The 23575-nt window shown below is 63.2% G+C and carries 30 protein-coding genes and 1 pseudogene; 14 read left to right on the top strand and 17 right to left on the bottom strand.

Annotated features, from left to right (window positions below; translation table 11 throughout):
* Window positions 1-78: 78 nt before the first annotated feature.
* Window positions 79-915, top strand: a complete 837-nt coding sequence (gene phhA, locus AC1D05_RS16595) for a phenylalanine 4-monooxygenase (protein WP_477442133.1) — start codon at window positions 79-81, stop codon at window positions 913-915.
* 81 nt (window positions 916-996) lie between these two features.
* Here the strand turns inward: phhA and AC1D05_RS16590 are convergent, their stop codons facing one another.
* Window positions 997-1401: a VOC family protein gene (locus tag AC1D05_RS16590; RefSeq protein WP_477442131.1), complete on the bottom strand. Its 405-nt coding sequence runs from the start codon at window positions 1399-1401 to the stop codon at window positions 997-999.
* 103 nt (window positions 1402-1504) lie between these two features.
* Here AC1D05_RS16590 and AC1D05_RS16585 point away from each other — a divergent pair, with 103 nt between their 5' ends.
* Complete coding sequence (locus AC1D05_RS16585) at window positions 1505-2137, top strand: TetR/AcrR family transcriptional regulator (protein WP_477442130.1); 633 nt, start codon at window positions 1505-1507, stop codon at window positions 2135-2137.
* Window positions 2138-2186: 49 nt separating this feature from the next.
* Here the strand turns inward: AC1D05_RS16585 and AC1D05_RS16580 are convergent, their stop codons facing one another.
* Window positions 2187-2684: a MarR family winged helix-turn-helix transcriptional regulator gene (locus tag AC1D05_RS16580; RefSeq protein WP_477442128.1), complete on the bottom strand. Its 498-nt coding sequence runs from the start codon at window positions 2682-2684 to the stop codon at window positions 2187-2189.
* Between the two features lie 94 nt (window positions 2685-2778).
* Here AC1D05_RS16580 and AC1D05_RS16575 point away from each other — a divergent pair, with 94 nt between their 5' ends.
* Window positions 2779-2946 carry a hypothetical protein gene (locus AC1D05_RS16575; protein ID WP_477442127.1) on the top strand — a complete coding sequence of 56 codons (168 nt, stop codon included), beginning with the start codon at window positions 2779-2781 and terminating at the stop codon, window positions 2944-2946.
* Between the two features lie 2 nt (window positions 2947-2948).
* Window positions 2949-4160, top strand: coding sequence for an FAD-dependent oxidoreductase (locus AC1D05_RS16570; RefSeq protein ID WP_477442125.1), 1212 nt, complete (start codon window positions 2949-2951; stop codon window positions 4158-4160).
* A gap of 75 nt (window positions 4161-4235) precedes the next feature.
* Here the strand turns inward: AC1D05_RS16570 and AC1D05_RS16565 are convergent, their stop codons facing one another.
* The 3 genes from AC1D05_RS16565 to AC1D05_RS16555 form a co-directional block, all read right to left on the bottom strand.
* The gene (locus AC1D05_RS16565; RefSeq protein WP_477442123.1) at window positions 4236-5705 is read right to left on the bottom strand and encodes a GMC oxidoreductase; all 1470 of its coding nucleotides are present in this window, start codon (window positions 5703-5705) and stop codon (window positions 4236-4238) included.
* The gene (locus AC1D05_RS16560) at window positions 5702-5899 is read right to left on the bottom strand and encodes a hypothetical protein (RefSeq protein WP_477442122.1); all 198 of its coding nucleotides are present in this window, start codon (window positions 5897-5899) and stop codon (window positions 5702-5704) included. The genes AC1D05_RS16565 and AC1D05_RS16560 overlap by 4 nt, the downstream gene beginning before the upstream one ends.
* Before the next feature lie 186 nt (window positions 5900-6085).
* Complete coding sequence (locus tag AC1D05_RS16555) at window positions 6086-6847, bottom strand: GGDEF domain-containing protein (RefSeq protein WP_477442120.1); 762 nt, start codon at window positions 6845-6847, stop codon at window positions 6086-6088.
* A 162-nt stretch (window positions 6848-7009) separates the two neighbouring features.
* On the opposite strand from AC1D05_RS16555, the gene AC1D05_RS16550 reads away from it, so the two are divergent.
* Window positions 7010-7729, top strand: coding sequence for a pyrimidine 5'-nucleotidase (locus tag AC1D05_RS16550; RefSeq protein ID WP_477442119.1), 720 nt, complete (start codon window positions 7010-7012; stop codon window positions 7727-7729).
* 75 nt (window positions 7730-7804) lie between these two features.
* Here the strand turns inward: AC1D05_RS16550 and AC1D05_RS16545 are convergent, their stop codons facing one another.
* Window positions 7805-8650, bottom strand: a complete 846-nt coding sequence (locus tag AC1D05_RS16545; RefSeq protein WP_477442117.1) for an LOG family protein — start codon at window positions 8648-8650, stop codon at window positions 7805-7807.
* Window positions 8651-8875: 225 nt separating this feature from the next.
* On the opposite strand from AC1D05_RS16545, the gene dapD reads away from it, so the two are divergent.
* From dapD to AC1D05_RS16525, 4 genes are all read left to right on the top strand, one after another.
* Window positions 8876-9730, top strand: coding sequence for a 2,3,4,5-tetrahydropyridine-2,6-dicarboxylate N-succinyltransferase (gene dapD, locus AC1D05_RS16540; protein WP_477442115.1), 855 nt, complete (start codon window positions 8876-8878; stop codon window positions 9728-9730).
* Between the two features lie 72 nt (window positions 9731-9802).
* Complete coding sequence (locus tag AC1D05_RS16535) at window positions 9803-10156, top strand: DUF805 domain-containing protein (protein WP_475454894.1); 354 nt, start codon at window positions 9803-9805, stop codon at window positions 10154-10156.
* A complete protein-coding gene (locus AC1D05_RS16530; RefSeq protein WP_477442113.1) occupies window positions 10149-10526 on the top strand; it encodes a DUF805 domain-containing protein in 378 nt (125 codons plus the stop codon). Before AC1D05_RS16535 ends, AC1D05_RS16530 begins: the two co-directional genes overlap by 8 nt.
* A 13-nt stretch (window positions 10527-10539) precedes the next feature.
* A complete protein-coding gene (locus AC1D05_RS16525; protein ID WP_477442111.1) occupies window positions 10540-11313 on the top strand; it encodes a hypothetical protein in 774 nt (257 codons plus the stop codon).
* Here the strand turns inward: AC1D05_RS16525 and AC1D05_RS16520 are convergent.
* Entirely contained in the window at window positions 11216-12256 is a 1041-nt protein-coding gene (locus AC1D05_RS16520) for a 2-dehydropantoate 2-reductase (RefSeq protein WP_477442109.1), read from the bottom strand. The genes AC1D05_RS16525 and AC1D05_RS16520 overlap by 98 nt on opposite strands.
* Window positions 12257-12381: 125 nt before the next feature.
* Between AC1D05_RS16520 and dapE the strand changes: the two genes are divergently transcribed.
* Together dapE and AC1D05_RS16510 are read left to right on the top strand one after the other, a co-directional pair.
* Entirely contained in the window at window positions 12382-13575 is a 1194-nt protein-coding gene (gene dapE / locus AC1D05_RS16515; RefSeq protein ID WP_477442108.1) for a succinyl-diaminopimelate desuccinylase, read from the top strand.
* A 5-nt stretch (window positions 13576-13580) separates the two neighbouring features.
* Window positions 13581-14213, top strand: coding sequence for a transporter (locus AC1D05_RS16510; RefSeq protein ID WP_477442106.1), 633 nt, complete (start codon window positions 13581-13583; stop codon window positions 14211-14213).
* Between the two features lie 64 nt (window positions 14214-14277).
* Here the strand turns inward: AC1D05_RS16510 and truA are convergent, their stop codons facing one another.
* Genes truA through def form a run of 4 tightly spaced genes read right to left on the bottom strand, consistent with a single transcriptional unit; the run spans window position 14278 to window position 17041 of the window.
* The gene (gene truA, locus AC1D05_RS16505; RefSeq protein WP_477442104.1) at window positions 14278-15024 is read right to left on the bottom strand and encodes a tRNA pseudouridine(38-40) synthase TruA; all 747 of its coding nucleotides are present in this window, start codon (window positions 15022-15024) and stop codon (window positions 14278-14280) included.
* Window positions 15025-15047: 23 nt separating this feature from the next.
* A complete protein-coding gene (locus AC1D05_RS16500; RefSeq protein ID WP_477442103.1) occupies window positions 15048-15554 on the bottom strand; it encodes a GNAT family N-acetyltransferase in 507 nt (168 codons plus the stop codon).
* Window positions 15551-16504, bottom strand: coding sequence for a methionyl-tRNA formyltransferase (gene fmt / locus AC1D05_RS16495; protein ID WP_477442101.1), 954 nt, complete (start codon window positions 16502-16504; stop codon window positions 15551-15553). The genes AC1D05_RS16500 and fmt overlap by 4 nt, the downstream gene beginning before the upstream one ends.
* A gap of 6 nt (window positions 16505-16510) precedes the next feature.
* Complete coding sequence (gene def / locus AC1D05_RS16490; protein WP_477442099.1) at window positions 16511-17041, bottom strand: peptide deformylase; 531 nt, start codon at window positions 17039-17041, stop codon at window positions 16511-16513.
* A 103-nt stretch (window positions 17042-17144) separates the two neighbouring features.
* Between def and AC1D05_RS16485 the strand changes: the two genes are divergently transcribed.
* Window positions 17145-18413: a DNA recombination protein RmuC gene (locus tag AC1D05_RS16485; protein WP_477442097.1), complete on the top strand. Its 1269-nt coding sequence runs from the start codon at window positions 17145-17147 to the stop codon at window positions 18411-18413.
* 22 nt (window positions 18414-18435) lie between these two features.
* Here AC1D05_RS16485 and AC1D05_RS16480 read toward each other — a convergent pair whose 3' ends face one another.
* The 4 genes from AC1D05_RS16480 to AC1D05_RS16465 all read right to left on the bottom strand — a co-directional run bounded on the left by AC1D05_RS16480 (window position 18436) and on the right by AC1D05_RS16465 (window position 21696).
* Entirely contained in the window at window positions 18436-19248 is an 813-nt protein-coding gene (locus AC1D05_RS16480; RefSeq protein WP_477442096.1) for a class I SAM-dependent methyltransferase, read from the bottom strand.
* 81 nt (window positions 19249-19329) lie between these two features.
* Window positions 19330-19734 (bottom strand): GFA family protein, encoded by a 405-nt coding sequence (locus tag AC1D05_RS16475; RefSeq protein ID WP_477442094.1) that lies wholly within the window; start codon window positions 19732-19734, stop codon window positions 19330-19332.
* Window positions 19735-19811: 77 nt separating this feature from the next.
* Window positions 19812-20765, bottom strand: a complete 954-nt coding sequence (locus AC1D05_RS16470) for a cation diffusion facilitator family transporter (protein WP_477442905.1) — start codon at window positions 20763-20765, stop codon at window positions 19812-19814.
* A 121-nt stretch (window positions 20766-20886) separates the two neighbouring features.
* A complete protein-coding gene (locus tag AC1D05_RS16465; protein ID WP_477442092.1) occupies window positions 20887-21696 on the bottom strand; it encodes a transglutaminase-like domain-containing protein in 810 nt (269 codons plus the stop codon).
* 214 nt (window positions 21697-21910) lie between these two features.
* Between AC1D05_RS16465 and AC1D05_RS16460 the strand changes: the two genes are divergently transcribed.
* Both AC1D05_RS16460 and sugE read left to right on the top strand, forming a co-directional pair.
* A complete protein-coding gene (locus tag AC1D05_RS16460) occupies window positions 21911-22036 on the top strand; it encodes a hypothetical protein (protein WP_013891842.1) in 126 nt (41 codons plus the stop codon).
* Window positions 22037-22241: 205 nt separating this feature from the next.
* On the top strand, window positions 22242-22556 hold the full coding sequence (sugE, locus tag AC1D05_RS16455; protein WP_064990686.1) for a quaternary ammonium compound efflux SMR transporter SugE: 315 nt from the start codon (window positions 22242-22244) through the stop codon (window positions 22554-22556).
* A 131-nt stretch (window positions 22557-22687) separates the two neighbouring features.
* Here sugE and AC1D05_RS16450 read toward each other — a convergent pair whose 3' ends face one another.
* Complete coding sequence (locus AC1D05_RS16450) at window positions 22688-23116, bottom strand: DUF6481 family protein (protein ID WP_477442090.1); 429 nt, start codon at window positions 23114-23116, stop codon at window positions 22688-22690.
* Between the two features lie 318 nt (window positions 23117-23434).
* A pseudogene (locus AC1D05_RS16445) lies at window positions 23435-23575 on the bottom strand (IS5/IS1182 family transposase); the annotation flags it as partial.

The following is a 23575-nucleotide window of genomic DNA, read 5'->3' as shown; positions in this document are numbered from 1 at the left end:
CATCAAAACCAAATTACCTCGGCAAATCCGGTTACGCTTCGGTCAGGTCAGCCATTGATGATTTGCGAGGAGAAAATCATGACGACGATGAGCGTTGCCGAATATGCCCGCGACTGTGCGGCGCAAGGGTTGCGTGGCGACTATTCGGTCTGCCGTTCCGATTTCACCGTGGCGCAGGGCTACGATTACAGCGCCGAGGAACAGGCGGTGTGGCGCACTTTGTGTGACCGCCAGACCAAACTGACGCGCAAGCTCGCCCATCATTCCTATCTCGACGGTGTCGAAAAACTCGGCCTGCTCGACCGCATTCCCGATTTCGAGGATGTCAGCGCCAAGCTGCGCAAGCTGACCGGCTGGGAAATCGTCGCCGTGCCGGGTCTCATTCCGGCTGCCCCCTTCTTCGATCATCTCGCCAACCGCCGCTTCCCGGTCACCAACTGGCTCAGGACCAGGCAGGAGCTCGACTACATCGTCGAGCCGGACATGTTCCACGATTTCTTCGGTCACGTGCCGGTGCTGTCGCAGCCGGTGTTCGCCGACTTCATGCAGATGTATGGCAAGAAGGCCGGCGACATCATCGCGCTCGGCGGTGACGAGATGATCACCCGGCTCTACTGGTACACGGCCGAATACGGCCTGATGCAGGAGGCCGGCCAGCCGCTGAAGGCTTTTGGCGCCGGCCTGATGTCGTCCTTTACCGAACTGCAGTTCGCTGTCGACAGCAAGGACGCCCACCATGTGCCCTTCGATCTCGAAACGGTGATGCGCACCGGCTACGAGATCGACAAGTTCCAGCGCGCCTATTTCGTGCTGCCGTCCTTCGACGCCTTGCGCGGCGCCTTCCAGACCGCTGATTTCGTGTCTATCGTCGCGCGACGCAAGGGTCAGCCGGCGCTCGACCCGGCGACGGTTTAGTAAATTCGGCACCGGTGGTTAAGGCGCGTCGCATGAATCCGCTTCAACGCGACGCGCTTTGGACGCTTTGATCCCGCTGGGCTATTGCATGGCGGCGGGGTTCATCCACAGGAACTCCCAGACGTTGCCGTCGGGGTCTTCGATGTGGCGGTTGAACATGAAACCGAGATCCTGAGCTGGATTGGGATCAGCGCGGCCGCCGGCCGCCACACCTTTCTCGATGACGGCATTGACCTCGTCCTTGCTGTCGGTGGTGAGCGCGATCAGCATCTGGCTGTCACGCTTGGGGTCGCCGATCTGGCGCGTCGTGAACTGGCTGTAGTGCCCATGCGTCAGCAACATGACCCCGATCGAGTCGGAGAACATGATCGAACTGGCCTGGTCGTTCGAGAACTGCGGATTCAGCGTGCCCCCGATCGCGAGATAGAACTTGGTCGCTGCCTGCAGATCGCGCACCGGTAGATTGACGAAGATCATTTTGCTCATCGGCTTAAGCCCTGCTTTCGTTGACGGGTACTAGTCAGTCTAGTACTGTGGTTGTGACTATCATGCGGGAACGGTACCGTCTAGTACTGGCCAGGAGGATTCCATGGAAATCGACGGTGAGACCAGATCAGCCCGCAAGGATCGTGAAATCATCCAGGCGGCCACGGCGGCGTTCATCGGCAAGGGCTATGACGGGACCAGCATGGAGGAAATCGCCACCAAAGCGGGGGCTTCCAAGCAGACCGTCTACAAGCATTTCTCCGACAAGGAGACGCTGTTCGGCGAAGTCGTTCTGGCAACCGCTAGCCAGGCCAACGATATCATCGAGTCGGTGACGACGCTGCTTTCCGAGGCGAAATTCATGGAGGGCGGCCTGCAGCAGCTTGCTCGATGTTTGATAATGACGCTCATGGATGAAGAGCTGTTGAAGCTGCGGCGCTTGATTATCGCCAATGCGGATCGAATGCCGCAGCTTGGCCGCAGTTGGTACGAAAAGGGTTTTGAGCGCATGCTAGGCTCGATGGCGTCCTGCTTTCAAAAGCTCACCAGTCGCGGACTGATACAAACTAGCGACCCCCATCTGGCAGCCAGCCATTTTTTTGGAATGCTTCTTTGGATCCCCATGAACGAGGCCATGTTCACGGGAAGCAACCGGCGTTCCAAGGCCGAACTTGAACGGCACGCGGATGCCTCGGTGGAGGCGTTTCTTGTCGCCTATGGGGTCCAGCCGAAATAGTCTCGTTGCCTGCCGACATTTGCGGTAACGCCGCGAACACATCGCATCCCTATCGCCCGGGGCTATCCGATCCTTCGGCCTTCAGCCGCGCAAGCTGGGCGCGCTGCAGGTCGAGCGCGGCGTTGACGAAGCGCGATATGGTCGCGAGTTCGGCGTCGCTGAAGGTGGCGATGACCTTCTCGCCCTCCCGCGCGATGGCGCCGTAATAGCGCTCCGACAGCTCTCGCGTCGCCTCGGTCGCCTCGATCACCACCTTGCGCCTGTCCTCGAGGCTGCGCGTGCGCGTCAGCAGGCCGCGCGCCTCCAGCCGGTCGATCAGCGCCGTCACCGCGGCCGGGGTCAGCCCGGTCGCGGCGGCGACCGCGCCGGCCGATTGCGGGCCGCCATAAAGCAGTCCGATGCAATGGCGCTCGGCCATGTTCAGCCCGAGCTTCGTCCCCACCGCTTCGTCATAGGCCTGCGCCGCGTCCTGCCACTGCATGATGGCAAGGCCGATCGCCCTCGTCATGGCGTCGCGATTGTCGCTTGACGAATTTACTTCGATCATCTAATCATCAATCCGTCTAACATTTAGACTATTACAGCAATATGCGGCTCTGGCTCGGACAAGGCAAGAGCGAGCCGCCGACCAGGAGTGAAAAATGAGCTTGATTCAACAGCGGCCGCCCCTCTCGCACGACGACGAGTTCAAATACGCCAAGCTGGCGATGGAATGGTATGGCTGGGGCTCTCCCATCGGCCTCGGCATCCTGCTTGTGGCGCTTGCAGCCGCGGCCGTGCTGGTGCGCATCGCCATCTACGGCCTGTAACGATGGCCGTCACCACCCCCTCGGCATTGCCGGTCGCCATCATTGGCGCCGGCGTTGCCGGGCTGGCCCTTGCCGTCATGCTTCGCCGGCAAGGGCTTGCCGTCTGCCTGTTCGAGGCACGATCGCGCGAGGCGTTGAGCGAGGGCGCGTTCCTCACTTTGGCGCCCAACGGCATCAATGCCTTGCGCGCGCTTGGGCTTGCCGAGCGCGTCAGCGCGGTCGGCATTCCGACACTTGGATTCGAGATCATGAACGCCGCCGGGCGCCGTCTCATCCATCTCGACGAGCGGCAGTCGATGCGCGTCGCCGGCGCCGAAAGCGTGACGTTGCGGCGCTCGGACCTGCTGGGCGCGCTGCTGGACGAGGCTGTGGCGCTTGGCGCCGACATCTGTTTTGGCCATGCGCTTGCCGACATCGAAGATCAGCCGGAGGGTGTGCGTCTTGCCTTCGGCAACGGCGCTACGGTCGATGCCGCCTGGCTGGCTGGTTGCGATGGTGTCTGGTCGCGCGTCCGCCGCCTCTGTTTTCCGGCCTCCCCGGATCCAGTCTACACCGGGTTGACCGGCGTCGGCGGTGTGGCGGAACTGCCCTTTGTCGCGCCGACCGAAGGCCTGATGCATATGGTGTTCGGCAAGAAAGCCTTCTTTGGCTACATGAAACCAGGAGACGGGCCGGTACTATGGTTCTCGTCCTTCCCGCTGGACGAGGATGCTGCCCTGGCGAGACCCGATCCCGTCCATCTGGCGGCAACCGTTCGCCGGTTGCATGCCGGCGACCCCAGGACGATCCGCCAGATCGTCGACACCATCACGCAAATCCCGCGCACCTATCCGGTGTTCGACATGCTGCATCTGCCGCAATGGCACACTGGCCGGGTGGTTCTGCTGGGCGATGCCGCGCACGCCGTCTCGCCGCATTCCGGGCAGGGCGCGTCGATGGCCATCGAGGATGCCGTGGTGCTGGCCGCGTGCCTTGATGCGACACCGTTGCCGACGCAGGCTTTCGCCGCCTTTCAGGCGCTGCGCCAGGACCGCGTCGAACACATCGTCAAGGTCAGCCGGCGTATCGGCTCGCAAAAGCAGGTGAAGGGTCGCGTCGCTCTGTTCCTGCGCGACCTGATGCTGCCGTTCTTCATCCGCTTCGGCTCCGGCACGACGCGCGCCATGACGCGTTACCGTGCCGACCTGGCGCCGCTCGACAAGCCGCTGATCTGACCGGCAACCGCGCCGCCCATCACGGGCGCGGAAATCTAACTCTTGTTGTGACGCAATTCCGGACGGAAAACCGTTTCACACTTTTCCTGGAATTGCTCTAACCGCTCGGACGGAGACCACCTTGCTCAGATGATCGCCCAGCCGGCAGGCCAGCGCGGTGATCGTCGTCGTCGGGTTGGCTTGACCCGAGGTGCAGAACACCGAGGAGCCGCCAACATAGAGATTGTCCATGCCGTGCACCTTGCAGTTGGCGTCCACCACGCTCCTGGTCACGTCGGTGCCCATGCGCGTGCCACCCATGTGATGGTGCCCCGCAGTCTCCTCGTTGGTCGGATAATCCTCGCCATTGGCAATCCAGTCCATGAGGCGAACACGGCCGAGATCCTTCTCGATCAGTGTCGTGCCGAACAGCTTCAGGCCTTCGACCAGCGTGCGGCGTTCGAGCGCGGATTTCTTCCAGTGCAGCTCGATGCGCGGCACGCCGGCATGATCGACATCGGTCTTTGACAGTTCGATCTGGTTGGACGCCAGCGGCGCCTGTTCCCAGGCGACGTAGAGTTGTGCAGCACAGCGCAGGTTCTGGCTGAGCTGATAGGCGACCCATTCGGCCATGTCGGGCGCCGTGCAGGCGAGGTCGGCAATCACATGCTTGACGCCGGCATAGGGCGTCTCGATCAGCCTGATGCCGAAATTCATTATCTGCAGGCGCTCCATCGCGGCAAGCGTCGGCGAGAAGAAGGCCTCGTTGACGGCATCGACCTCGAACTCGCTGTAATCGGCCAGGATGGCATTGCCGCCCTCGAAGGTCGGATGCTCCATCCAGTAGCGGCCAAGTGCCGTGGCGTTCGGAACGACGCCGCCGTTGGAGCGCTGGTTCGACCACAGCAGCAGCCGCGAATTCTCCAGCCCGCCGGTGCAGACGATGAAGTAGTCGGCGCTGAACGAGCCGGCATCCTGGCCGTTGGACCACAATCTGGCGCCGGTCACCCGTTTGCCGTCGCCGGCGAGCTCGGTGGCGTAGGTGTTGAGCACGACGGCGATGTTGCGGCTCGTGTCCAGTTCGTCGGCGAATTTTTCGGCAAAGCGCACCGCCGGGCTCTTGATCAGCTGCACCCAGCGTATGTCGTCCGAGATCGGCACATCAGGCCGGAAATCGGGAAGTTCAAGAATATCGTGCACCTCGGGCAGATAGGGCTCGATGTCGGCGCGGCGGATCGGCCAGCCGGTGTCGGGCGCCCAGGCCTTCGGCTCGAAATCCTGCTTGTCGAGCACGCGGCACCAGCCCGCCCAGTGGTTGGAGCTGCCGCCCATGTACCGCAGCCGGGTGATGTCGAGGTCGAAATAGAAATCGCCGACCGTGGTGCCGCGGTAAAAATCCTGCGACTCGTCGCTGAAGTCCCGCGAGCCGGCCTCCAGCACCACGACCGGGATGCCGGCAGCACCCAGCTTGCGGGCAATGGTGGTGCCGGCCGGGCCGGAACCGAGGATGCAGACCTTGGGTTTGAAGTTGGCGGCGCGATACGCCTCATAGCTGTCGAAGATCATGCCAGGTCGCTCCGCTTCAGGATCCAGCCATTGACCTCGACGATCTCATTCGGGTCGGCCCGGGATGGACCGGCCCGTGATGGATCGGAATGCGCGGCATTGGCCTCAGGCAGTTTGCGGAACACGGACAGGGCAGGCAGGGCGATCAGCGCCCGCACCAGCGTGCGGCGCGACATTTTTTTGAAGAAACTCATGACAGGTCTCTCTTGCAGGGGCTTCGATGCGCGCATGACATTCCCCGAATGGCACACGCATCGTCACAGAGGCCAGTATCGTGCCAAGCCTGGTCTCAAGGCAGTGAAAAGACGGCCAAGCGGCACAACCGAATGCAAACAGAGTTAGAAATTCCTTAACGGGCAGGGTGTGCCGGACCGGCCGGCTCACGCGGCCGCGGAAATGTCCGTATCGAGGATCGTCAGGTTGCGACCGCGATGCTTGGCCTGGTAGAGGCGCCGGTCCGCGGCGCGCATCAGGTCCGATACGTTGACATCCTCGCCGCAGACGGTGCCGCCGATGCTGACGGTCAACGGGATGGTCCGTTCGTCGACCGGCCGGAAGCGGATCAGCTCGACCTCGCGGCGGATGCGCTCGGCGACGCGTTTGGCCTCTTGCTCGGTGGCTCCGGTAAGAAACGCGCCGAACTCCTCGCCGCCGATGCGGCCAAGCACATCGCCGCTGCGCACGCCGCGCTCGATGGCGCTGGCGATCAACAGCAGCGCGTCGTCACCGGTCAGGTGGCCGAAATTGTCGTTGATCTTCTTGAAATGATCGGCGTCGATGATCAGCAGCGCGCCGCGGTCGGACTTGCGCCGCGAGCCGTCCAGCGCGGCAAAGAAACTTTCCCGGTTGAGCATTCCGGTCATGTCGTCGCGGCTCGCCTTCTCCGCCAGGCGGCGGTGTGCGGCGGCAAGCTGGGCGTGTGCCCGGGCAAGTTCGCGGTGCGCGTTTTTCAACCTGTCGCTCTGCCAGAAGGTGCTGGCGCAGGCCACCCATGCAAGCACCAGCGGACAGAGCGTGGAGGTCAGCCAGATCGTCCGGTTGATCGGGAACCCCAGGGCCGGAACGATGATCAGCGTCAGAAGAAGCGAGGCGGCGACGGAGGCGAAAGCGATAGCGGCGGATTTCAGAATGACGATGTTCATCGCGGGCTCCCCACAGGACTGTCTCTGTGCCAGCAAGCCCTGAAGGCCACCTTTCCCGGGTGCTTAAAATTTGAATCGTGGGGCCTTTTCTGCCACTAAAAGCGCGTGGAAGTTGTGGATAAAGTCCCTTTCAGATTCCTCGTTTCATGCCATAAGGAGCGCATGACCACGCTGCCCGATCCCGCCCGCTTCGCCCATGTCACCGACTGGGTGTTTGACCTCGACAACACGCTCTATCCGCATCATTCGAATCTGTTCTCGCAGATCGACGTCAAGATGACCGCCTATGTCGGGGAACTGCTGGCGCTGCCGCGTGACGAGGCGCGCAAGCTGCAGAAGGAGCTCTATCTCGAATATGGCACGACGCTGAATGGGCTGATGACGCGCCACGGCATCGACCCCGACGACTTTCTCGAGAAGGTGCATGACATCGACTATTCATGGCTCGTGCCCGACCCTGTTCTCGGCACCGCCATCCGCCAGCTTCCCGGCCGCAAGTTCATCTTCACCAATGGCGATCGCAGGCACGCCGAGCGCACCGCGCGCCAGCTCGGCATCCTCGACCATTTTGACGACATCTTCGATATCGTCGCCGCCGGCCTCAATCCCAAGCCCGCGCGCCAGACCTACGAGAAATTCGCCGCACTGCATGCCGTCACCGGCCACAATGCGGTGATGTTCGAGGATCTCGCCCGCAACCTGGAGGTGCCGAAGTCGCTGGGCATGACCACCGTACTCGTGGTGCCGCGCAATTTCGAACCGACCTTTGCCGAGATCTGGGAGCGCGACCCCGCGCAGGAGGATGACGTCGACTATGTCACCGACGATCTCGCGGGGTTTCTGACTGCGATTGTGGAGGGGGTAGAGGAATTGAAGAACTGAGGAATTGAAGAACTGGAGATTAGAGGAACGATCCGGCCCTCAATTCTTCAATTCCCCAGTTCCTCAGTTCTCCGCCTATTCCCCTAACTTGTAGAACCGGCTGATGATCCCCCAGGCCTCATCCGCGGTGTCGACGAAATCGATGATGTCCTGGTCGCCGGGGCTGATTGTGCCTTGCTCGGCGAGGAAATCGAGGTCGATCGCCCGCTTCCAGAACGACTTGCCGAACAGGATCACCGGCACGCGCTCCATGCGACCGGTCTGGATCAAGGTCAGCGTCTCGAAGAACTCGTCCATCGTGCCGAAGCCGCCGGGAAACACCGCCACCGCCTTGGCGCGCATGACGAAATGCATCTTGCGGATGGCGAAATAGTGGAAGTTGAAACACAGCTCCGGCGTCACATAGATGTTCGGCGCCTGCTCGTGCGGCAGCACGATGTTGAGCCCGATCGATGGCGCGCCGACATCGTCGGCGCCGCGATTTCCCGCCTCCATCACGCCGGGGCCGCCGCCGGTCACCACGACATATTCGCGGTAGTATGAGGCGGCCGACTGCTGCGAGCACAGGCGAGCGAATTTGCGCGCCTCCTCGTAATATTTGCTGTTTTGCTCGAGGTTCTTCTTCTGCGTCTCGTTCTTGGCGGCCCAGGCCTCGCCGCCGGGTTCCGGCAGGCGCGCGCCGCCAAACAGGATCACCGTCGAACGGATACCACGCTCGGCCAGGATCATTTCCGGCTTCAGCAGTTCAAGCTGCAGGCGCACCGCGCGCAATTCGCGCCGCGTCATGAAGTCGGGATCGTTCCAGGCAAGCCGATAGGTCTCGGCCCGCGTCTGCGGCGTGTCCGGCACGCTTTTCGACCGCTCCAGATCCTCGTCCGAATGCGGCAGCGGCGTCCACCCCGCCTTTTCCATAGGTGTCATCAAATTACCCGTCCAAATTTCCTTGACTGCGCCGTCCCATGACGCAGGCGCGATTGACCCCCCTTGAGCCTTAACATAAGCAGGTTCCGCAAAAGTGTCGGCGGTTTTGCGACAAGAACCTGCTACATGCAAAGACCCGGGCAGGCAAAGCCTGCCAGGGGTCCGCGCGACTTTCAAAACAGGTTAAGGCTCAGGCCCTTAACAGCTTGGTAATGGAGCGAATTCATGTCGAAGCCCGATCTGGCGAGCCTCGAAAAGACCATCGAGAAGGCCTTCGAGGAGCGCGACACGATTTCGACCGCGACCCGCGGCGAAGCGCGCGACGCCATCCAGTCGGCGCTCGACCTGCTCGATCACGGCACCGTCCGCGTCGCCGAGCGCCAGGCGGACGGCAAGTGGCATGTCAATCAGTGGCTGAAGAAGGCGGTGCTGCTGTCGTTCCGGCTCAACCCGATGGAGATCATCAAGGGTGGTCCGGGTGAGGCCGTGTGGTGGGACAAGGTACCGTCCAAGTTCGATGGCTGGAGCGCCGTCGATTTCGAGAAGGCGGGTTTCCGCGCCGTACCATCGTCGATCGTGCGCCGTTCGGCCTATGTCGCGCCGGGCGCCGTGCTGATGCCGTCCTTCGTCAATGTCGGCGCTTATGTCGATACGGGCACCATGGTCGACACCTGGGCTTCGGTTGGTTCCTGCGCCCAGATCGGCAAGAACGTCCATCTGTCGGGCGGCGTCGGCATCGGCGGCGTGCTGGAGCCGATGCAGGCCGGCCCCACCATCATCGAGGACAATTGCTTCATCGGCGCGCGTTCGGAAGTCGTCGAGGGTTGCATCGTGCGCGAAGGCTCGGTGCTCGGCATGGGCGTCTTCATCGGCCAGTCGACCAAGATCGTCGACCGCGCCACCGGCGAGGTCTTCTATGGCGAAGTGCCGCCAAATTCCGTCGTCGTCGCCGGCTCGATGCCCGGCAAGCCGTTTCCAAACAACGAGCCCGGCCCCAGCCTCTACTGCGCCGTCATCGTCAAGCGGGTCGACGCCAAGACCCGCTCGAAGACCTCGATCAACGAATTGCTGCGCGATTGATCTTTCCGCAAAGCGGGCGCACCTTCCGCCAGCGCGACAATCCGTCGCGCTGGTTCAACATGGAGGGGTGACATGGACTGGAAATATCTGCTGACCAGCTATGAGGGTCGCATCAATCGCGCCAAATTCTGGGCTTGCGTGGGCGTCATTTTCGTTGGCGCGGTGATCGCGATGATCCTCGACAACATACTGGGCACGACATTCAACCAGATGCCTTACGGCTTTATCTATGTGCTTTACTCGCTCGCCATGCTCTATTCGATCTTCGCAGTCTACGCCAAGCGCTGGCATGATCGAGGCAAGTCCGGCTGGTGGACCTTGATCATCCTGGTGCCTTTTATCGGCGCGATCTGGTTTCTGGTGGAATGCGGCATTCTCGAAGGCGCCAAGGGTGCCAATCAATACGGACCGGACCCGCTTGCCTGACAGTTCAAATCTTTCCTGGCTTTTCTTCAAGACATCGGGCCGCGTCAGCCGCGCGGCCTATTTTCTTGGCGGGCTGCTGGTCGCCATCATCCAGGCGTTCCCGCTCTACCGCTTCACACTGGTGCCGGAAGGCTCGGCCGAGAGCAACATGTGGTCGTTCATCTTCTTCATCGCCTTCATTGCCTCGCTATGGTCGAACATCGTGCTGGCGGTGAAACGCCTGCACGACCTCGACAAGCCGGGCATTGCCGCACTGATCCTGTTCGTGCCGGTCGTCTCGATCGTCGCCTTTCTTGTTTTGTGCCTGTTTCCAGGGCAGCCTGGGCCCAACCGCTATGGCCGGCGCACCAACGAGCCGTCGCAACCCTGAGGACCGATCGGACATGCGCTACCGCACGCTTGATCCGAAACTGATCATCGACACCGCCGAACGGCTTGAGGAGCGCGTAACAGAACGGTTTCCCCAGGCCGGACTGCGTGGCGTCGCCGCCGAACTGGTGTCGCTGTCGCGCGATCTCGCCAAGGCGGCTCAGGCGCTCGAAGCGCCGATCTGGTGGCTGCGCGGGCTGATCATCGCCGCCGTCGTCGCCGGCGCGCTGATCTTCCTGTTCGTCGGCACCATCCTGCCGCTCATTCACATCTCCCAGGCCGACGATGCGGTGCAATCGGTGCAAGGCATCGAGGCCACGATCAACATGATCATCCTTGCCGTGCTCGGCCTGTTGGCGCTGATCCGCACCGAGGAGCGCATCAAGCGCAAGCGGGTGTTTCGCCAGCTGCACGGCCTGCGCTCGCTGATCCATGTCATCGACATGCACCAGCTGACCAAGGATCCGGCGGCGCTTTCGGCCAATTTCAAGCCGACGGCGCATTCGCCGGCTCGCATCACCAATGCCGCCGATCTGGCGCGTTACCTCGACTATTGCTCTGAAATGCTGTCGATCACCGGCAAGATCGCAGCGCTGTTCGCGCAGTCGGTCAATGATGACGTCGTCATCGACGGCGTCAACGATATCGAGAACCTGGCGTCCAACCTGTCGCGCAAGATCTGGCAGAAGATCACGCTGATCGAGCGCCACCCGGCGGCGCAACCTGTTCCGGCGCCAGGCCCGGCGAACCCAGCCGCGCCGCTTCCGCCGCGCGCACCAAAGCGGTAACGCTTTTCAAGAGCGGCGCCGGCGTACCCGTTTTTTCAGCAAGGCCGATCACCGCCCCCTGCAGCTCGCCGATTTCTGTCGGCCGGCCGCGCTGCAGATCGTCCCACATCGACGAGCGGGCCTCGGGGTCGATCGCCAGCATGCGCCGCGCCAGCAGTTTGAACAGCCAGTCCGGCAGCCGGAGCAACTTCGGCAGCAGCGCCGGCCGCAGCCCGGCGATCCGCGCCGGCTCGATGCCGGAGGCTTTCATCGCCAGCAAGGCCTCGTCGATCTGGCCGGCCAGGATCAGCCGCCAGCGGCGATCGGCGAGTTCGCTCGCCAGCGGCAGGCCTGACAGCGCCACCAGCGCGTTGTTCAAATTCATCAGCAGCTTGCCCCACAGCACCGCCTTCATGTCGGCATGGGCCTCGACAGCGAATCCTTCAACGGTGAGAAGGCGGACCAGGCCGGCGTCGCCGTCCCCGATCATCACCTTGCCGTCGCTGGCGCGGTGGACGCGCAGCGGCAGGTCGCCGTCGGGCGATTGCACCACATTGAACGGCACCATGCCGGCCAGAACGGTTCGCTGGCCAAGCCCGGCGCGCAGCCTGTCGGCATTGTCGACGCCGTTCTGCAGGCTGACCACCACCGCATCGGGGCGGGCATGGGCCTTGATCAGGGCCGCCATCTCCTGCGTAGCGCCGCTCTTGGCGGTGACCAGGATCAGGTCCGCTTCGGGCAAGGCGGCGGACGGATCGGCGGTGATTTCGAGCCCGTCCGGCTTGATCAGGCGATCGCGTCCTTCAAGGTCGCTGATGCGCAATCCGCCCTGCCGCAGCGCGGCCTCGATGCGCGGTCGGGCCAGCAGAATCACCTGCCGCCCGGCAAGCGCCAGGCAGCCGCCGACATAGCAGCCGATGATGCCGGCACCGGCAATGACGATCCTCTTTTCACCGTCTGCCATCTCTTGCTCCGCACCGGCCCGACTATACGACATGAAAACCATAATGTCGGCGGCATCGTCTGCCATGGCCCTGGCCTCTATGTCTGGCCGTGACAGGCGTTCCGCTTTCGACTATCGCTTTTGCCATGACGCTGCCGACCGATCCCGCCGAAAACCTTGCCGCCCTCATCCGTTGCGCCTCGGTGACACCCGCCGAAGGCGGTGCGCTGAGCGCGTTGGAAACGATGCTGAAACCGGTCGGCTTCCTGGTTGACCGGCCGGTGTTTTCGGAAGACGGCACGCCCGACATCGAGAACCTCTACGCAAGGCGGTCCGGCAACGGCCCGCATCTGATGTTCGCCGGCCATACCGATGTCGTGCCGGTCGGCGACGAAGCCGCCTGGACGCATCCGCCTTTCGCCGCCGAGATCGCCAATGGCGAGATGTATGGCCGTGGCGCGGTCGACATGAAGGGCGGCATTGCCTGTTTCATCGCTGCCGTGGCGCGCCATGTCGAGACGCATGGCGGCCCCAAGGGCTCGGTCTCGCTGCTGATCACCGGCGACGAGGAAGGCCCGGCCATCAACGGCACCGTCAAGCTGCTCGAATGGGCGGCTTCCAAAGGCGAGAAATGGGATGCCTCGATCGTCGGCGAACCGACCAACCCGGATGCGCTCGGCGACATGATCAAGATCGGCCGCCGTGGCTCGATGTCCGGTTCGGTTACCGTCAATGGCCGCCAGGGCCATGCCGCCTATCCGCAGCTTGCCGACAATCCGGTGCGCGGCCTAATGGGCCTGGTCGACGCCTTGCTGCATCCCGTCTTTGACAAGGGCACGAAGGATTTCCAGCCGACCAATCTGGAGGTCACCTCCATCGATGTCGGCAACCCGGCCACCAATGTCATTCCGGCCAAGGCCACCGCGACCTTCAACATCCGCTTCAACGACACGTGGACGGCTGAGACCGTGCAGGCCGAAATCCACAACCGCCTCGACCAGGCGGCGAAGCGCAAGAAATACCGGCCGGGCAAGAAGACGCCGGTCGACTATGATCTCATCTGGCGCGACCGGCCAAGCCATGTCTTCCTGACCCGCGACGACAAGTTGGTCGACACGCTTGCAGGCTCGATCAAGGCGGCGGTCGGCAAGCAGCCGACGCTGTCGACCTCCGGCGGCACATCGGATGCGCGCTTCATCAAGGATTACTGCCCGGTGGTCGAGTTCGGCCTGGTCGGCAAGACCATGCACATGGTCGACGAGCGCGTCGCCATCGCCGATCTCGAAACGCTGACGCGGATCTACCAGCGCTTCATCGAAGACTGGTTCGGACAGGGCTGAGCAGCATGCTTACGGCGGACGAGACCCAAGCTTCGCTGACCGGCGCCTGGCGACTGATGCTCGGCAAGACCGACGGCCTGCGCCTGCTCGACCTTTCGGCCGACGGCTTCTGGAATTCCTTTTTCGCCATCGTCGTTGCCGCGCCGGCGCTGATCGTCGGCTGGGTCGGCATCGCCAACGAGATCGGCGATCCCGACGCCTTCGTCGGCCGTTTCGGCATGCTGATGCGCCTGGCGACGGTCGATATCGGTTCCTGGGTGCTGCCGCTGATCGCGCTCGCTCTGGTCGCGCCGCGCGCTGGCATTGGCGGGCGCTTCGTCCACTATGTCGTCGCCAGCAACTGGGCCTCGGCCATCACCGCTTGGCTGATGCTGCCTTCGGCGCTGATCAGGCTTTTCCTGTCCTCGGCGAGCCAGGTCTCAAGCCTTGTGTCGCTGCTGCTGTTTGCCCTGTCGATGGGGCTGACCTGGCGCATGACCAACGCCACGATCGGCAAGGGCCCGGCAGTCGGCACCGCCGTTTTCGCCGGCATGTTCATCGCTTCGTTATTGGTGCTGTTCGGGTTGCAGATGCTGCTTGGCATCACCGTCCCCGACGATATCGGGGCTCAGAGCCTTTCCGGACTGTCCCCGGGGTAAAACCTCCAAACTCTATTCGGATAGAGCCTTCGTCTCTATTCCGAATAAAGCCTCCGGACTTTATTCAGGGATAATCGACGCCAATGAGAAAAAGCCCGTCGGGCGGCGCCACCTGGCCGCAGGCGGCGCGGTCGCGTGCTTCGAGCGCCGCCTTGAGGTCGGCCTCGGTCCAGCCGCCATCGCCGACGCGCTTGAGCGAGCCGACCATGGAGCGCACCTGATTGTGCAGGAAAGAGCGCGCCGAAGCCCTCACTTCGATCAGGTCACCGTGCCGGCTCACATCGAGCCGCTCCAGCGTCCGGACCGGACTGTTGGCCTGGCACTGGGTCGAACGGAAGGTGGTGAAGTCATGCCGGCCAAGCAGGATCTTCGCCGCGTCATGCATGGCGCCGGCGTCGAGCCGCTTAGGCACCCACCACACCTTGCCCTTGTCCAGGGCCGCGGGCGCGCGGCGGTTGAGGATGCGGTAGAGATAGTGCCGGCCGGTGGCCGAGAAGCGCGCGTCGAAATCGTCCGGGACGATTGTCGCCTTGAGGATGGCGACATGCGCGCCGGCCGCCTGCAGATGGGCGTTGACGGCGTCGCGCACCTTGTCTTCGGGCCATGCCTTGGCAAGGTCGACATGCGCCACCTGGGCGGTCGCATGCACGCCGGCATCGGTGCGGCCGGCGGCGCGCAGCCGCACCGCCTCGCCGCAGAATTTCTCGATCGCCTGCTCGATCACCTGCTGCACCGAAGGCTGATCGGCCTGGTGCTGCCAGCCGGCAAACAGGCTGCCGTCATATTCGATGTCGAGGCGAAAACGCGGCATGCCGGGCGGCTATACGCTCTTGCCTAGGCGGCGAGAGCGGTGAAGGCCGAGGCGTAGACCAACTTGCCGGCCTCCGGAGCGTCGCCCCAGGTCAGCGCCTGCAGCGCCTCGCCTTGGTATTCGCTCTCGAACTTTTCGGCACGCGCATGGCTGTAGCCGAAACGGCCGTAATAGGCCGGGTCGCCCAGAACCACGGCCAGCGTCTCGCCGGCGTCCCTGAGACGGATATGCGCCTCGCGGATCAGTGCGCCGCCGATGCCGCTGCCATGGAACGAAGGTTCCACCGCCAGCGGCGCCAGCGCCACGGCCGCAAAGCTCTTGCCGCCGGTCTGGACGTACAGCCGCGAAAACAGGATGTGGCCGACGACCTGGCCGTCTTCTTCCGCCACCAGTTCGACGACGGCGTCGCCGCCGGTGACCAGCGCGTCGACCAGCCCGGCCTCCGCCTGCTGGCCGAAAGCGTGTTCCTCGACGAGGCGAATGGCCTCGCGATCCCGCGGCGTCGCCGCGCGTATCGACATCATGCTCATGAGAACTTCATTCCTTTTACGATCTTGGCTCCGCGCAGGAATTCCGACGCGGCGGCGGGCTTTCCGCCCGCACGTTGAACTTCGACCAGCCTGACCGCGCCTGCCCCGCAGGCGACCGTCAGCCGGTCATCGAGAATTCCTCCCGACTCGCCCAAATCGTCCGGAAGCGACAAGCCTTCGGACAGCGTCGAGCGAAGCAGTTTCAGCCGTTCCATCCGGCCGCCAATGTCAATTTCGGACCAGGCGCCGGGAAAGGGCGACAGGCCACGAAGGTGGTTGTGGACCTCGGCCGCAGGCCGCGTCCAGTCCACATGCGTCTCGGATTTATCGATTTTTCTGGCGTAAGTCACCCCTTCCGCCGCTTGCGCGGTAAATGTCAGGGTGTTTCTTTCCAGCCGCGCCAGCGCTTCCGCCATCAGGGCAGCACCGACACTCATCAACCGATCATGCAGATCGCCGGCTGTCATATCGGGTTCGATGGCGCATTTTTCAAGCAATCCCACCGGTCCGGTGTCCAGGCCCTCTTCCATGCGCATCACCATCATGCCGCTTTCCAGGTCTCCAGCCATGATGGCGCGCTGGATGGGGGCGGCACCGCGCCAGCGCGGCAAAAGCGACGCATGGCCGTTTATGCAGCCAAGCCGGGGGGCGTCGAGTATGGCCTTCGGCAGCAGCAAACCATAGGCGACGACCACGGCGATATCGGCCCGCAGGTCGCTGAAAGCGGCTTGCTCGGCTTCGCCCTTGAGGGATGTTGGCGTCCGCACCTCGATGCTCAGCCGTTGGGCCTCGCGCTGCACCGGTGACGGCGTCAGTTCCAGCCCGCGCCGGCCGGCGGCCCGCGGCGGCTGCGTATAGACGGCCGAAATCTCATGTCCGGCTTCGGCGATGGCGCGTAGCGTCGGCACCGAAAACTCCGGCGTGCCCATGAAGATGACGCGAAGGGGCATTTTCCCCTATCCCACCAGCTTGCCCGGCGCCTTGTCCTTGGCGAGCTTCTTGAATTTCTTCACCACCATGTCGCGCTTGAGCTTCGAGATGTGGTCGATGAACAGCACGCCGTTGAGATGGTCGATCTCATGCTGCAGGCAGGTCGCCATCAGGCCCTCGGCCTCCATCTCCTGCAGCTTGCCGTCGCGGTCGAGGTATTTCACGCGCACGGAAGCCGGGCGTTCGACCTCGGCGTAATAGTCGGGGATCGACAGGCAGCCTTCCTCGTAGACGGAGCGCGCCTCGGCGCTGCTCAGCACCTCCGGGTTGATGAAGACATGCGGCGCCGGCGTTTCGTCTTCCTTGGCGAGGTCGATCACCAGCATGCGCACGGGCTCGCCGATCTGGATTGCCGCCAGCCCGATGCCGGGCGCGTCATACATGGTCGCCAGCATGTCGTCGGCCAGTTTGCGCAAAGGTGCGTCGACGCGTTCCACCGGCTTGGAAAGCTGGCGCAGGATGGGATCGGGAAGGATGATGAGCGGCTTGATCGGCATGGCGTCCCACGTAAGACGTCCAGCGAAAAGCGTCAACCGGGGCATCTAAGCCGTGTTCTTGTTTTGATCTGTGCGATCAGGCCGAATCGGCTATGCTGTCCACATGAATGATCTGAGTAGCATCCTTTCGCAGCCTGTCGCCCGGCTTGGCGCCTCGACAATCACGCTCGGCCACGCGCTGGCCTTCGGCGCCTTGCTGTTTCTCGGCCTGTTCGTGGCGCTGGTCATCGCGTTGTGGCGGTCGGCCAAGGCGCGCGCTGTCGCTGCCGCGGAAGCCGCCGACCATGCCCGCGACGCGGAGGCACGGATGGCCGGCATATTGCAAAGCCAGGCCGAAATGCAGGGCCGCATGGGCGCCATCGCCGAAGTGTTTGGGGCGCGTCAGGCCGAGCTGACGCAGTCGATCGGCCAGCGGCTCGACGCCATGACCGGCCGGCTCGGCCAGACCATGACCGAGCAGACCAAGTCCACGCATGAGAGCCTGGCCAAACTGCAGGAGCGGCTGGCGATCATCGATGTCGCGCAAGGCAATATCCAGTCGCTCGCCGGCCAGGTCGTGCAGCTGCAGGCGATCCTTTCCAACAAGCAGACGCGCGGCGCCTTCGGCCAGTCGCGTATGGAGGCGATTGTCGCCGACGGCCTGCCGATGGGCGCATACGAATTCCAGGCGACACTGTCGAATGGCAGCCGGCCGGATTGCCTGGTGAAGATGCCGAACGGCGCGCCGTCGTTGGCCATCGACGCCAAGTTTCCGCTGGAAGCCTGGAATGCCATCCGCGCCGCCGATGGCGCCGACCTGCAGAAGGTCGCCTCGCAGGCCTTCCGCCGCGACATCGAGATCCATGTCCGCGATATCTCGGAAAAATATCTGATCCAGGGCGAGACGCAGGACACCGCCTTCATGTTCGTGCCGTCGGAATCGGTGTTCGCCGAGATCCACGAGAATTTCGAGGCGATCGTTCACAAGGCGCACCGCGCCCGCGTCGTCATCGTCTCGCCATCGCTGCTGATGCTGTCGATCCAGGTCATCCAGGCGATCCTCAAGGATGCCCGCATGCGCGAACAGGCGCATCTGATCCAGGGCGAGGTGATCCGGCTGATGGAGGATGTCGCGCGTGTCGACGAGCGCGTGCGCAAACTGCAGGTCCATTTCGGCCAGTCGGCCAAGGACATCGACGACATCCTCGTCTCGACATCGAAGGTGACCAAGCGCGGCCAGAAGATCGAGGCGCTGGAGTTCGGCGTGCAGCCCGATGGCGATGCCACCCCGGAGACACCGTCACGGGCACCGGCCAAACTTGACCCCAGCCCGCGCGTTGCCGATTCAAAGACCGGGCAGCTCAGGCTGCGGGTCGTCGAAGGCGACGACTGAACCCGTTTCGACGCGGTGCGTTTTAGGCCACAGCCACGATGACATGTGCCTGAATTTTGGCAGCGACCGCACCGCTGCCATGTCTGGCCGCAATCGCGGCCGCGGCATAGTCCGTTGCGGCGTCGAGTTTGCCCGGATCCCGGCCCTCGATTTCGGTGCGGAGCACGGTTCCCTGGCAATAAGCAACGGCCGGAATGCGCGGCGAGGGCGCACGGCTTTGTTCGGCTCTCGTCTCGATCGCTACGCCGGAGAAACCTGCCTCGTCAAGGTCGCTGCGGATCAATGCCGTATCGTGGTAGCCGTGCGGCGTGCGGGCCAGAAAGCGTGGCGGATCGTTCGGAAAAATCCTGGCCAGGGCATTGGTCACATCATCGGCAAACACATTCTCTTCGATGCGATCCCAAACATTGAACAGAAAATGGCCGCCGGGCTTCAGCACCCGCCTTGCTTCGCGGTAGGCGGAGGGGCGGCTGGGAAAGAACATCGCGCCGAACTGGCAGCAAACCAGATCGAAGGCCGCATCTTCAAATGGCAGCGCCATGGCATCGGCCTGGCGCCATTGGATGCGACTGTCGGGCGCTTGACGCGAAGCGGCGTAGTCGAGCATCGGCTGGTTGAGGTCGGTCACGACATAGCTTGCGTCGGGGGAGAGTTTTGGCGCCAAGGCGCGGGTGACGACCCCGGTGCCCGCGGCGACCTCCAGGATGGCGCTGGGCGATAAGGACGCGGCTCTGCGTGCAAGGTCTGCGGCGAACGGCTCGAAAATCAACGGCACCATATAGCGGTCGTAATTTTCCGGGATCGAGCCGGCAAACAACTTGTCCGTTTCCAACATCGCTATCACCCGCCCGTTTGATGGCGAGCCAGGCTAGCACATAATTGCTTGTCTGGGCGGCTTTCGACCGAGAGGCAGCTGCTACTGCTCTTCCACGATCCTGGTGGCCTCGAATTCAGGCAGCCAGTGCAGCGCCGAGCGATGCCAGTATTGCGTCTGCGGGACCAGTTCGTCGCGCTGACGCGCCGTGCCGACCCGGATGCCGTAAACCTTTGGCCCGTCGCCGACCGACGTCGCATAGAGATGCGAACCGCACTCGCCGCAAAAGCCCTGGGCGCGCTTGGCGCCACTGGCTCCGGTCTTGATATACACCTTGGGTGTGCCCTTGGTGATCCGGTAGTTCTCCTCCGGCACCCGCACCGAGACGCGAAAGGCCGTGCCCGTCAGTTGCTGGCAGTCCGTGCAATGACAGATCGAGGTCTTGGCCGGGTCGACTTCCGCTTCGTAGGTGATGGCGCCGCAATGGCACCCGCCATCGATCTTCATGGTTGCTCCTCCAAAAATCCACTGACTGATCTTAGCGGAGCAAGGCGCCGGAGCAACGGTGCACCTCTGGTCCAGGACTAGTTGGACGCGGCTTCGATCAGCTTTCGCCGCTGCTCCCAGGTGCCTGTGGTCTGCGGCTTGACGAACAGCCGCGTGATCTCCGGCATCTCCTGTTTCAACCGGGCCTCGATGCGCTCGACACAGGCTTCGATCTCCGGCGCCGTCAGATGGTCCTCGAACTCGATGCTCAAGCCGGCAACGATCTCTTGCGGTCCCATGTGGACGGTCAGCACGCCGTTCGCCCGCTGCACCGCCGGATCCTGCTGGGCGATCGCCAGCACCTTTTCCTGCACCTCGAGTGAAGCCGGCTCACCGATGAGCAAGCCCTTGCTTTCACGGGCCAGGAAAATCGCCGTCGCGCCGAGGATCAGCCCGATGCCGATCGAGGCGGCGCCATCGAGCTCCGGCATCTCCAGCAGTTCCGCCGCCAATATGCCGGCAAAGGCGACGATCAGGCCGAGAAGCGCCGCACTGTCCTCGAACAGCACGGTATAGACGCTCGGATCCTTGCTCGATTGCACGGCCTGCAGCCAGCCCTGCTTGCCCTTCTGTTGGCGAAATTCCTTCAGCGCCACCATCCAGGAGCTGCCTTCGAACAGGAAGGACAGGCCGAGGACGATATAGTTCACCTTGACGTTGGCGACCGGTTCCGGCGCCATGATGTGGACGATGCCCTCATAGAGCGACACGCCGGCGCCCAGCGCGAAGACCAGCAGGGCAACGATGAAGCTCCAGAAGTAAAGTTCGCGGCCGTGGCCGAGCGGATGCGTGCGGTCGGCCGGGCGCGCGGCCCGGTGCATGCCGTAGAGCAGCAGGCCGCCATTGCCGGTATCGACCAGCGAATGCACGCCTTCCGACAGCATCGCCGAGCTGCCGGTGAAGAAGGCGGCGGCGAATTTGGTCAGCGCGATCGCCAGATTGCCGGCGAGCGCCGCGTAGATAACCGTTTTCGAGCCGCCATGCCCGGCCATGCAGTCTTGTCCCTTCAGGATAACCATTGTACCGGCCCTGCCGCCGAAGCTCCACAGGCAGCACAATGCGCGATCCGTCCAGCCGTTCAGACGGTTGAAGACTTGCGAGCAGGAACGCCTTCTATTCGACGATCTCGTCGGTCCACACCTTGAAGCCGGCAAGTGTCCCTGGTCCGAAAATATGGGTCAGCGGCACATCCGCCGCGTCGCGCCCGGAGGCGATCAGGATGCGGCCGATGCGCGGCGCATTGTTGCGCGGGTCGAAAGCGTGCCAGCGGCCGCCGAGATAGACCTCCATCCAGGCGCAGAAATCCATGCTCGACCACGGCTTCGGCATGCCGATATCGCTGATGTAGCCGGTGCAATAGCGTGTCGGGATGTTGAGCGCCCGGCAGAAGGTGACGGCGAGATGGGCGAAATCGCGGCACACGCCGCTCTGCTCGCGATAGGTTTCCGCCGCGGTGCGCGTCGGCCGTGCGTTGCCGTAGTTGAAGACGATGTGGTTGTGAACGAAATCGCACACCGCCTGCACGCGCGGGATGCCGAGCGGCGTATGGCCGAACAGCCGCCACGCTTCGCTGGCCAAAAGGTCGCTCTCGCAAAACCGGCTGGGCAGCAGGAACAGCAGCGTTTCCGCCGGCAGGTCGCGCACCTCGTGCTGCCAGGCCATCAGCTCGCTCATCTCGAATGTGCCGGGCGCGCGGATAACCGCATCGGTGCCGAATGTGAACCGGCCGGGCGGAGCCACGAAGCGGTTGCACCAATTGCCGAAACTGTCGCGGTAGCTTTCGATCGGCACTGGCGGGTTCGAGGTCAAAAAATCCGGGCGTTCGAGATCGGAGGCGCGAGAATAGTGGACATTGAGCATCGCGATAAGCGGCGTTTCCTGCGGGAAGTCGAAACTCATCTCGCAGCCAATGTGGATCCGCATTGTTGTCCTGACCGGCCTGCCCAGCGATCACCCGGCGAAAGCGCGGGTCGATGCTGCAGTGCGAAGATGAGAATGGCACGGACCGCCGTGGTTTACGAGCAAATTAGAAACCGGTTGAAAGCCGTCGACCCGCAGTCGCGACAGGCGCGCTGCCCCCTTGCAGCAAAGCGTTTCTCTTGTTTCACTCTGCATCTCGCAATTGGAGGAACGAATCATGGCTAAAGGTGCGATGAAGGCAGGCAAGGAAGCCCGCAAGCCGAAAAAGGATGCCAAGAAGCCGGCACCCGCTCCCGCCCTGAAGGCGCCGCCGGTCAAGGCGATGCGCATCAAGGAAAAGTAGGCCTCGGCGAGTCAGGCGCGGCGAAATCCCACCGGCGGCGTCAGACAATGCCGCCGGGTTGATCGGGCGTTTGGACAATCCTATATCTCAGGTGCGGGGACGACCCCGCGCCTCCCCGCAAATTCGGTCGGGACGACCCGCCACTATGGTCAGCATCTGAGGATCGGATTCCGTCTCCGGCCCGATGCTGGATGGAGCGTCCCCGATGTCATGGATTCTTCTGTTTTTCGCCGGCCTGTTCGAAATCGGCTGGGCGATCGGCCTCAAATACACCGATGGCTTCTCGAAACTGGTGCCGACGGTCCTGACCGTCGCCTCGATGATCGTCAGCCTTACTTTGCTTGGTCTGGCGCTGAAGGCGCTTCCCGTCGGCACCGCCTATGCGGTGTGGACCGGCATCGGCACCGTCGGCACGGCGCTGCTCGGCATCTGGCTGCTTGGGGAACCCGCCACCGCGATCCGGCTTGCCTGCATCGCGCTGATTGTCTGCGGCATTATGGGGCTGAAGTTCGCGGCCTGAATACGTCCGACTCCTCGGACTTGGCCCGAGGGGCGCGGCCGCTGGCACGATCTGCCTCGGAGACGCAAAACGCCCCCAGGGCCGCTGCAAGGCGACCCTGATTCTAGATTTCGAAGCTGGCCGCTAAGGCGTTAGCGGGCTGAGAAGCCTGGAGGCGTTCTGCCGGTGCGCTGCTTGCGCGCCGCATAGCGTGCGTCGCGTTTTGCTTTGCGTTCGGCTTCGTCGGCCAGCAAACGGGCGATGCGCTCGTTCTCTTCGGCTTCCTTGATCTTCGCTTCAGCCTGTGCCGCTTCTTCGGCCGCAATGCGTGCGGCTTCGGCCGCTGCCTCGCGCTCGGCCTTCTCGACCGCCTCGCGTGCCAGCTTCTCCTGCTTTAGCCTTGCCTTTTCAGCTTCGCGAATCTCGCGGGCCTTGAGGATTGCCTTGCGTTCGGCCTGTCGCGCCACGACTGCAGGATCGTCTGCCGCCGGCTTCGACTTGAAGCGCTCCAGAAGCGCCTTCTTTGCCTCGTTCGCGGCATTGCGCCGCTCGAAAATGTCTTTTTCCCTGTAGATAGCCAAGTCCACTTCCCTGAAGTCAATTCGCGAGGCTTACATACGCGCGAATGCCGAGAGTTCAAGCGCCAAAACGGTATGCCAGCCATGAAATTCCGCGATGTTGCAGCCGGGAGACGCCTTTCCCTGCAAAATGACATGCACTGTTCACCGTCCGAGCCTCTGGCGGCGAGGCCGGTCGCTCGCTACCTCAGCGGTTCACCTTTCGGTGAACCGCTCAGACTGCTGACAAACCCCGTCGATTTTCGGCGGGGTTTTTTTGTTATGTGATTGAAGTGTCTTGGAATGTTTGTGTCAGGAGATTTTGACAGGAGGCGTAGGGCCTCATGCGAGGGCCGGTTTGGGGTTCGGCCATAGGCAAAGGGCGATCTTTTTGATGTTCTGGGCGGCGGCGGCGATCAGGCACTGGCAGGCGACCCTGATGAGACTTCGGAACCGCGCATAGCGGTGACCATGCAGTTGCTT

This window comes from Mesorhizobium sp. P2_E9, assembly GCF_056403815.1.
This window is presented reverse-complemented; position numbering and strand designations above follow the sequence as displayed.

Excerpts from the sequence above, each read along its gene's own strand:
- phhA (WP_477442133.1), top strand. The coding sequence starts at position 79 with ATGACGACGATGAGCGTTGCCGAATATGCCCGCGACTGTGCGGCGCAA.
- AC1D05_RS16590 (WP_477442131.1), bottom strand. The coding sequence starts at position 1,401 with ATGAGCAAAATGATCTTCGTCAATCTACCGGTGCGCGATCTGCAGGCA.
- AC1D05_RS16585 (WP_477442130.1), top strand. The coding sequence starts at position 1,505 with ATGGAAATCGACGGTGAGACCAGATCAGCCCGCAAGGATCGTGAAATC.
- AC1D05_RS16580 (WP_477442128.1), bottom strand. The coding sequence starts at position 2,684 with ATGATCGAAGTAAATTCGTCAAGCGACAATCGCGACGCCATGACGAGG.
- AC1D05_RS16575 (WP_477442127.1), top strand. The coding sequence starts at position 2,779 with ATGAGCTTGATTCAACAGCGGCCGCCCCTCTCGCACGACGACGAGTTC.
- AC1D05_RS16570 (WP_477442125.1), top strand. The coding sequence starts at position 2,949 with ATGGCCGTCACCACCCCCTCGGCATTGCCGGTCGCCATCATTGGCGCC.
- AC1D05_RS16565 (WP_477442123.1), bottom strand. The coding sequence starts at position 5,705 with ATGATCTTCGACAGCTATGAGGCGTATCGCGCCGCCAACTTCAAACCC.
- AC1D05_RS16560 (WP_477442122.1), bottom strand. The coding sequence starts at position 5,899 with ATGAGTTTCTTCAAAAAAATGTCGCGCCGCACGCTGGTGCGGGCGCTG.
- AC1D05_RS16555 (WP_477442120.1), bottom strand. The coding sequence starts at position 6,847 with ATGAACATCGTCATTCTGAAATCCGCCGCTATCGCTTTCGCCTCCGTC.
- AC1D05_RS16550 (WP_477442119.1), top strand. The coding sequence starts at position 7,010 with ATGACCACGCTGCCCGATCCCGCCCGCTTCGCCCATGTCACCGACTGG.
- AC1D05_RS16545 (WP_477442117.1), bottom strand. The coding sequence starts at position 8,650 with ATGACACCTATGGAAAAGGCGGGGTGGACGCCGCTGCCGCATTCGGAC.
- dapD (WP_477442115.1), top strand. The coding sequence starts at position 8,876 with ATGTCGAAGCCCGATCTGGCGAGCCTCGAAAAGACCATCGAGAAGGCC.
- AC1D05_RS16535 (WP_475454894.1), top strand. The coding sequence starts at position 9,803 with ATGGACTGGAAATATCTGCTGACCAGCTATGAGGGTCGCATCAATCGC.
- AC1D05_RS16525 (WP_477442111.1), top strand. The coding sequence starts at position 10,540 with ATGCGCTACCGCACGCTTGATCCGAAACTGATCATCGACACCGCCGAA.
- AC1D05_RS16520 (WP_477442109.1), bottom strand. The coding sequence starts at position 12,256 with ATGGCAGACGGTGAAAAGAGGATCGTCATTGCCGGTGCCGGCATCATC.
- dapE (WP_477442108.1), top strand. The coding sequence starts at position 12,382 with ATGACGCTGCCGACCGATCCCGCCGAAAACCTTGCCGCCCTCATCCGT.
- AC1D05_RS16510 (WP_477442106.1), top strand. The coding sequence starts at position 13,581 with ATGCTTACGGCGGACGAGACCCAAGCTTCGCTGACCGGCGCCTGGCGA.
- truA (WP_477442104.1), bottom strand. The coding sequence starts at position 15,024 with ATGCCGCGTTTTCGCCTCGACATCGAATATGACGGCAGCCTGTTTGCC.
- AC1D05_RS16500 (WP_477442103.1), bottom strand. The coding sequence starts at position 15,554 with ATGAGCATGATGTCGATACGCGCGGCGACGCCGCGGGATCGCGAGGCC.
- fmt (WP_477442101.1), bottom strand. The coding sequence starts at position 16,504 with ATGCCCCTTCGCGTCATCTTCATGGGCACGCCGGAGTTTTCGGTGCCG.
- def (WP_477442099.1), bottom strand. The coding sequence starts at position 17,041 with ATGCCGATCAAGCCGCTCATCATCCTTCCCGATCCCATCCTGCGCCAG.
- AC1D05_RS16485 (WP_477442097.1), top strand. The coding sequence starts at position 17,145 with ATGAATGATCTGAGTAGCATCCTTTCGCAGCCTGTCGCCCGGCTTGGC.
- AC1D05_RS16480 (WP_477442096.1), bottom strand. The coding sequence starts at position 19,248 with ATGTTGGAAACGGACAAGTTGTTTGCCGGCTCGATCCCGGAAAATTAC.
- AC1D05_RS16475 (WP_477442094.1), bottom strand. The coding sequence starts at position 19,734 with ATGAAGATCGATGGCGGGTGCCATTGCGGCGCCATCACCTACGAAGCG.
- AC1D05_RS16470 (WP_477442905.1), bottom strand. The coding sequence starts at position 20,765 with ATGGCCGGGCATGGCGGCTCGAAAACGGTTATCTACGCGGCGCTCGCC.
- AC1D05_RS16465 (WP_477442092.1), bottom strand. The coding sequence starts at position 21,696 with ATGCGGATCCACATTGGCTGCGAGATGAGTTTCGACTTCCCGCAGGAA.
- AC1D05_RS16460 (WP_013891842.1), top strand. The coding sequence starts at position 21,911 with ATGGCTAAAGGTGCGATGAAGGCAGGCAAGGAAGCCCGCAAGCCGAAA.
- sugE (WP_064990686.1), top strand. The coding sequence starts at position 22,242 with ATGTCATGGATTCTTCTGTTTTTCGCCGGCCTGTTCGAAATCGGCTGG.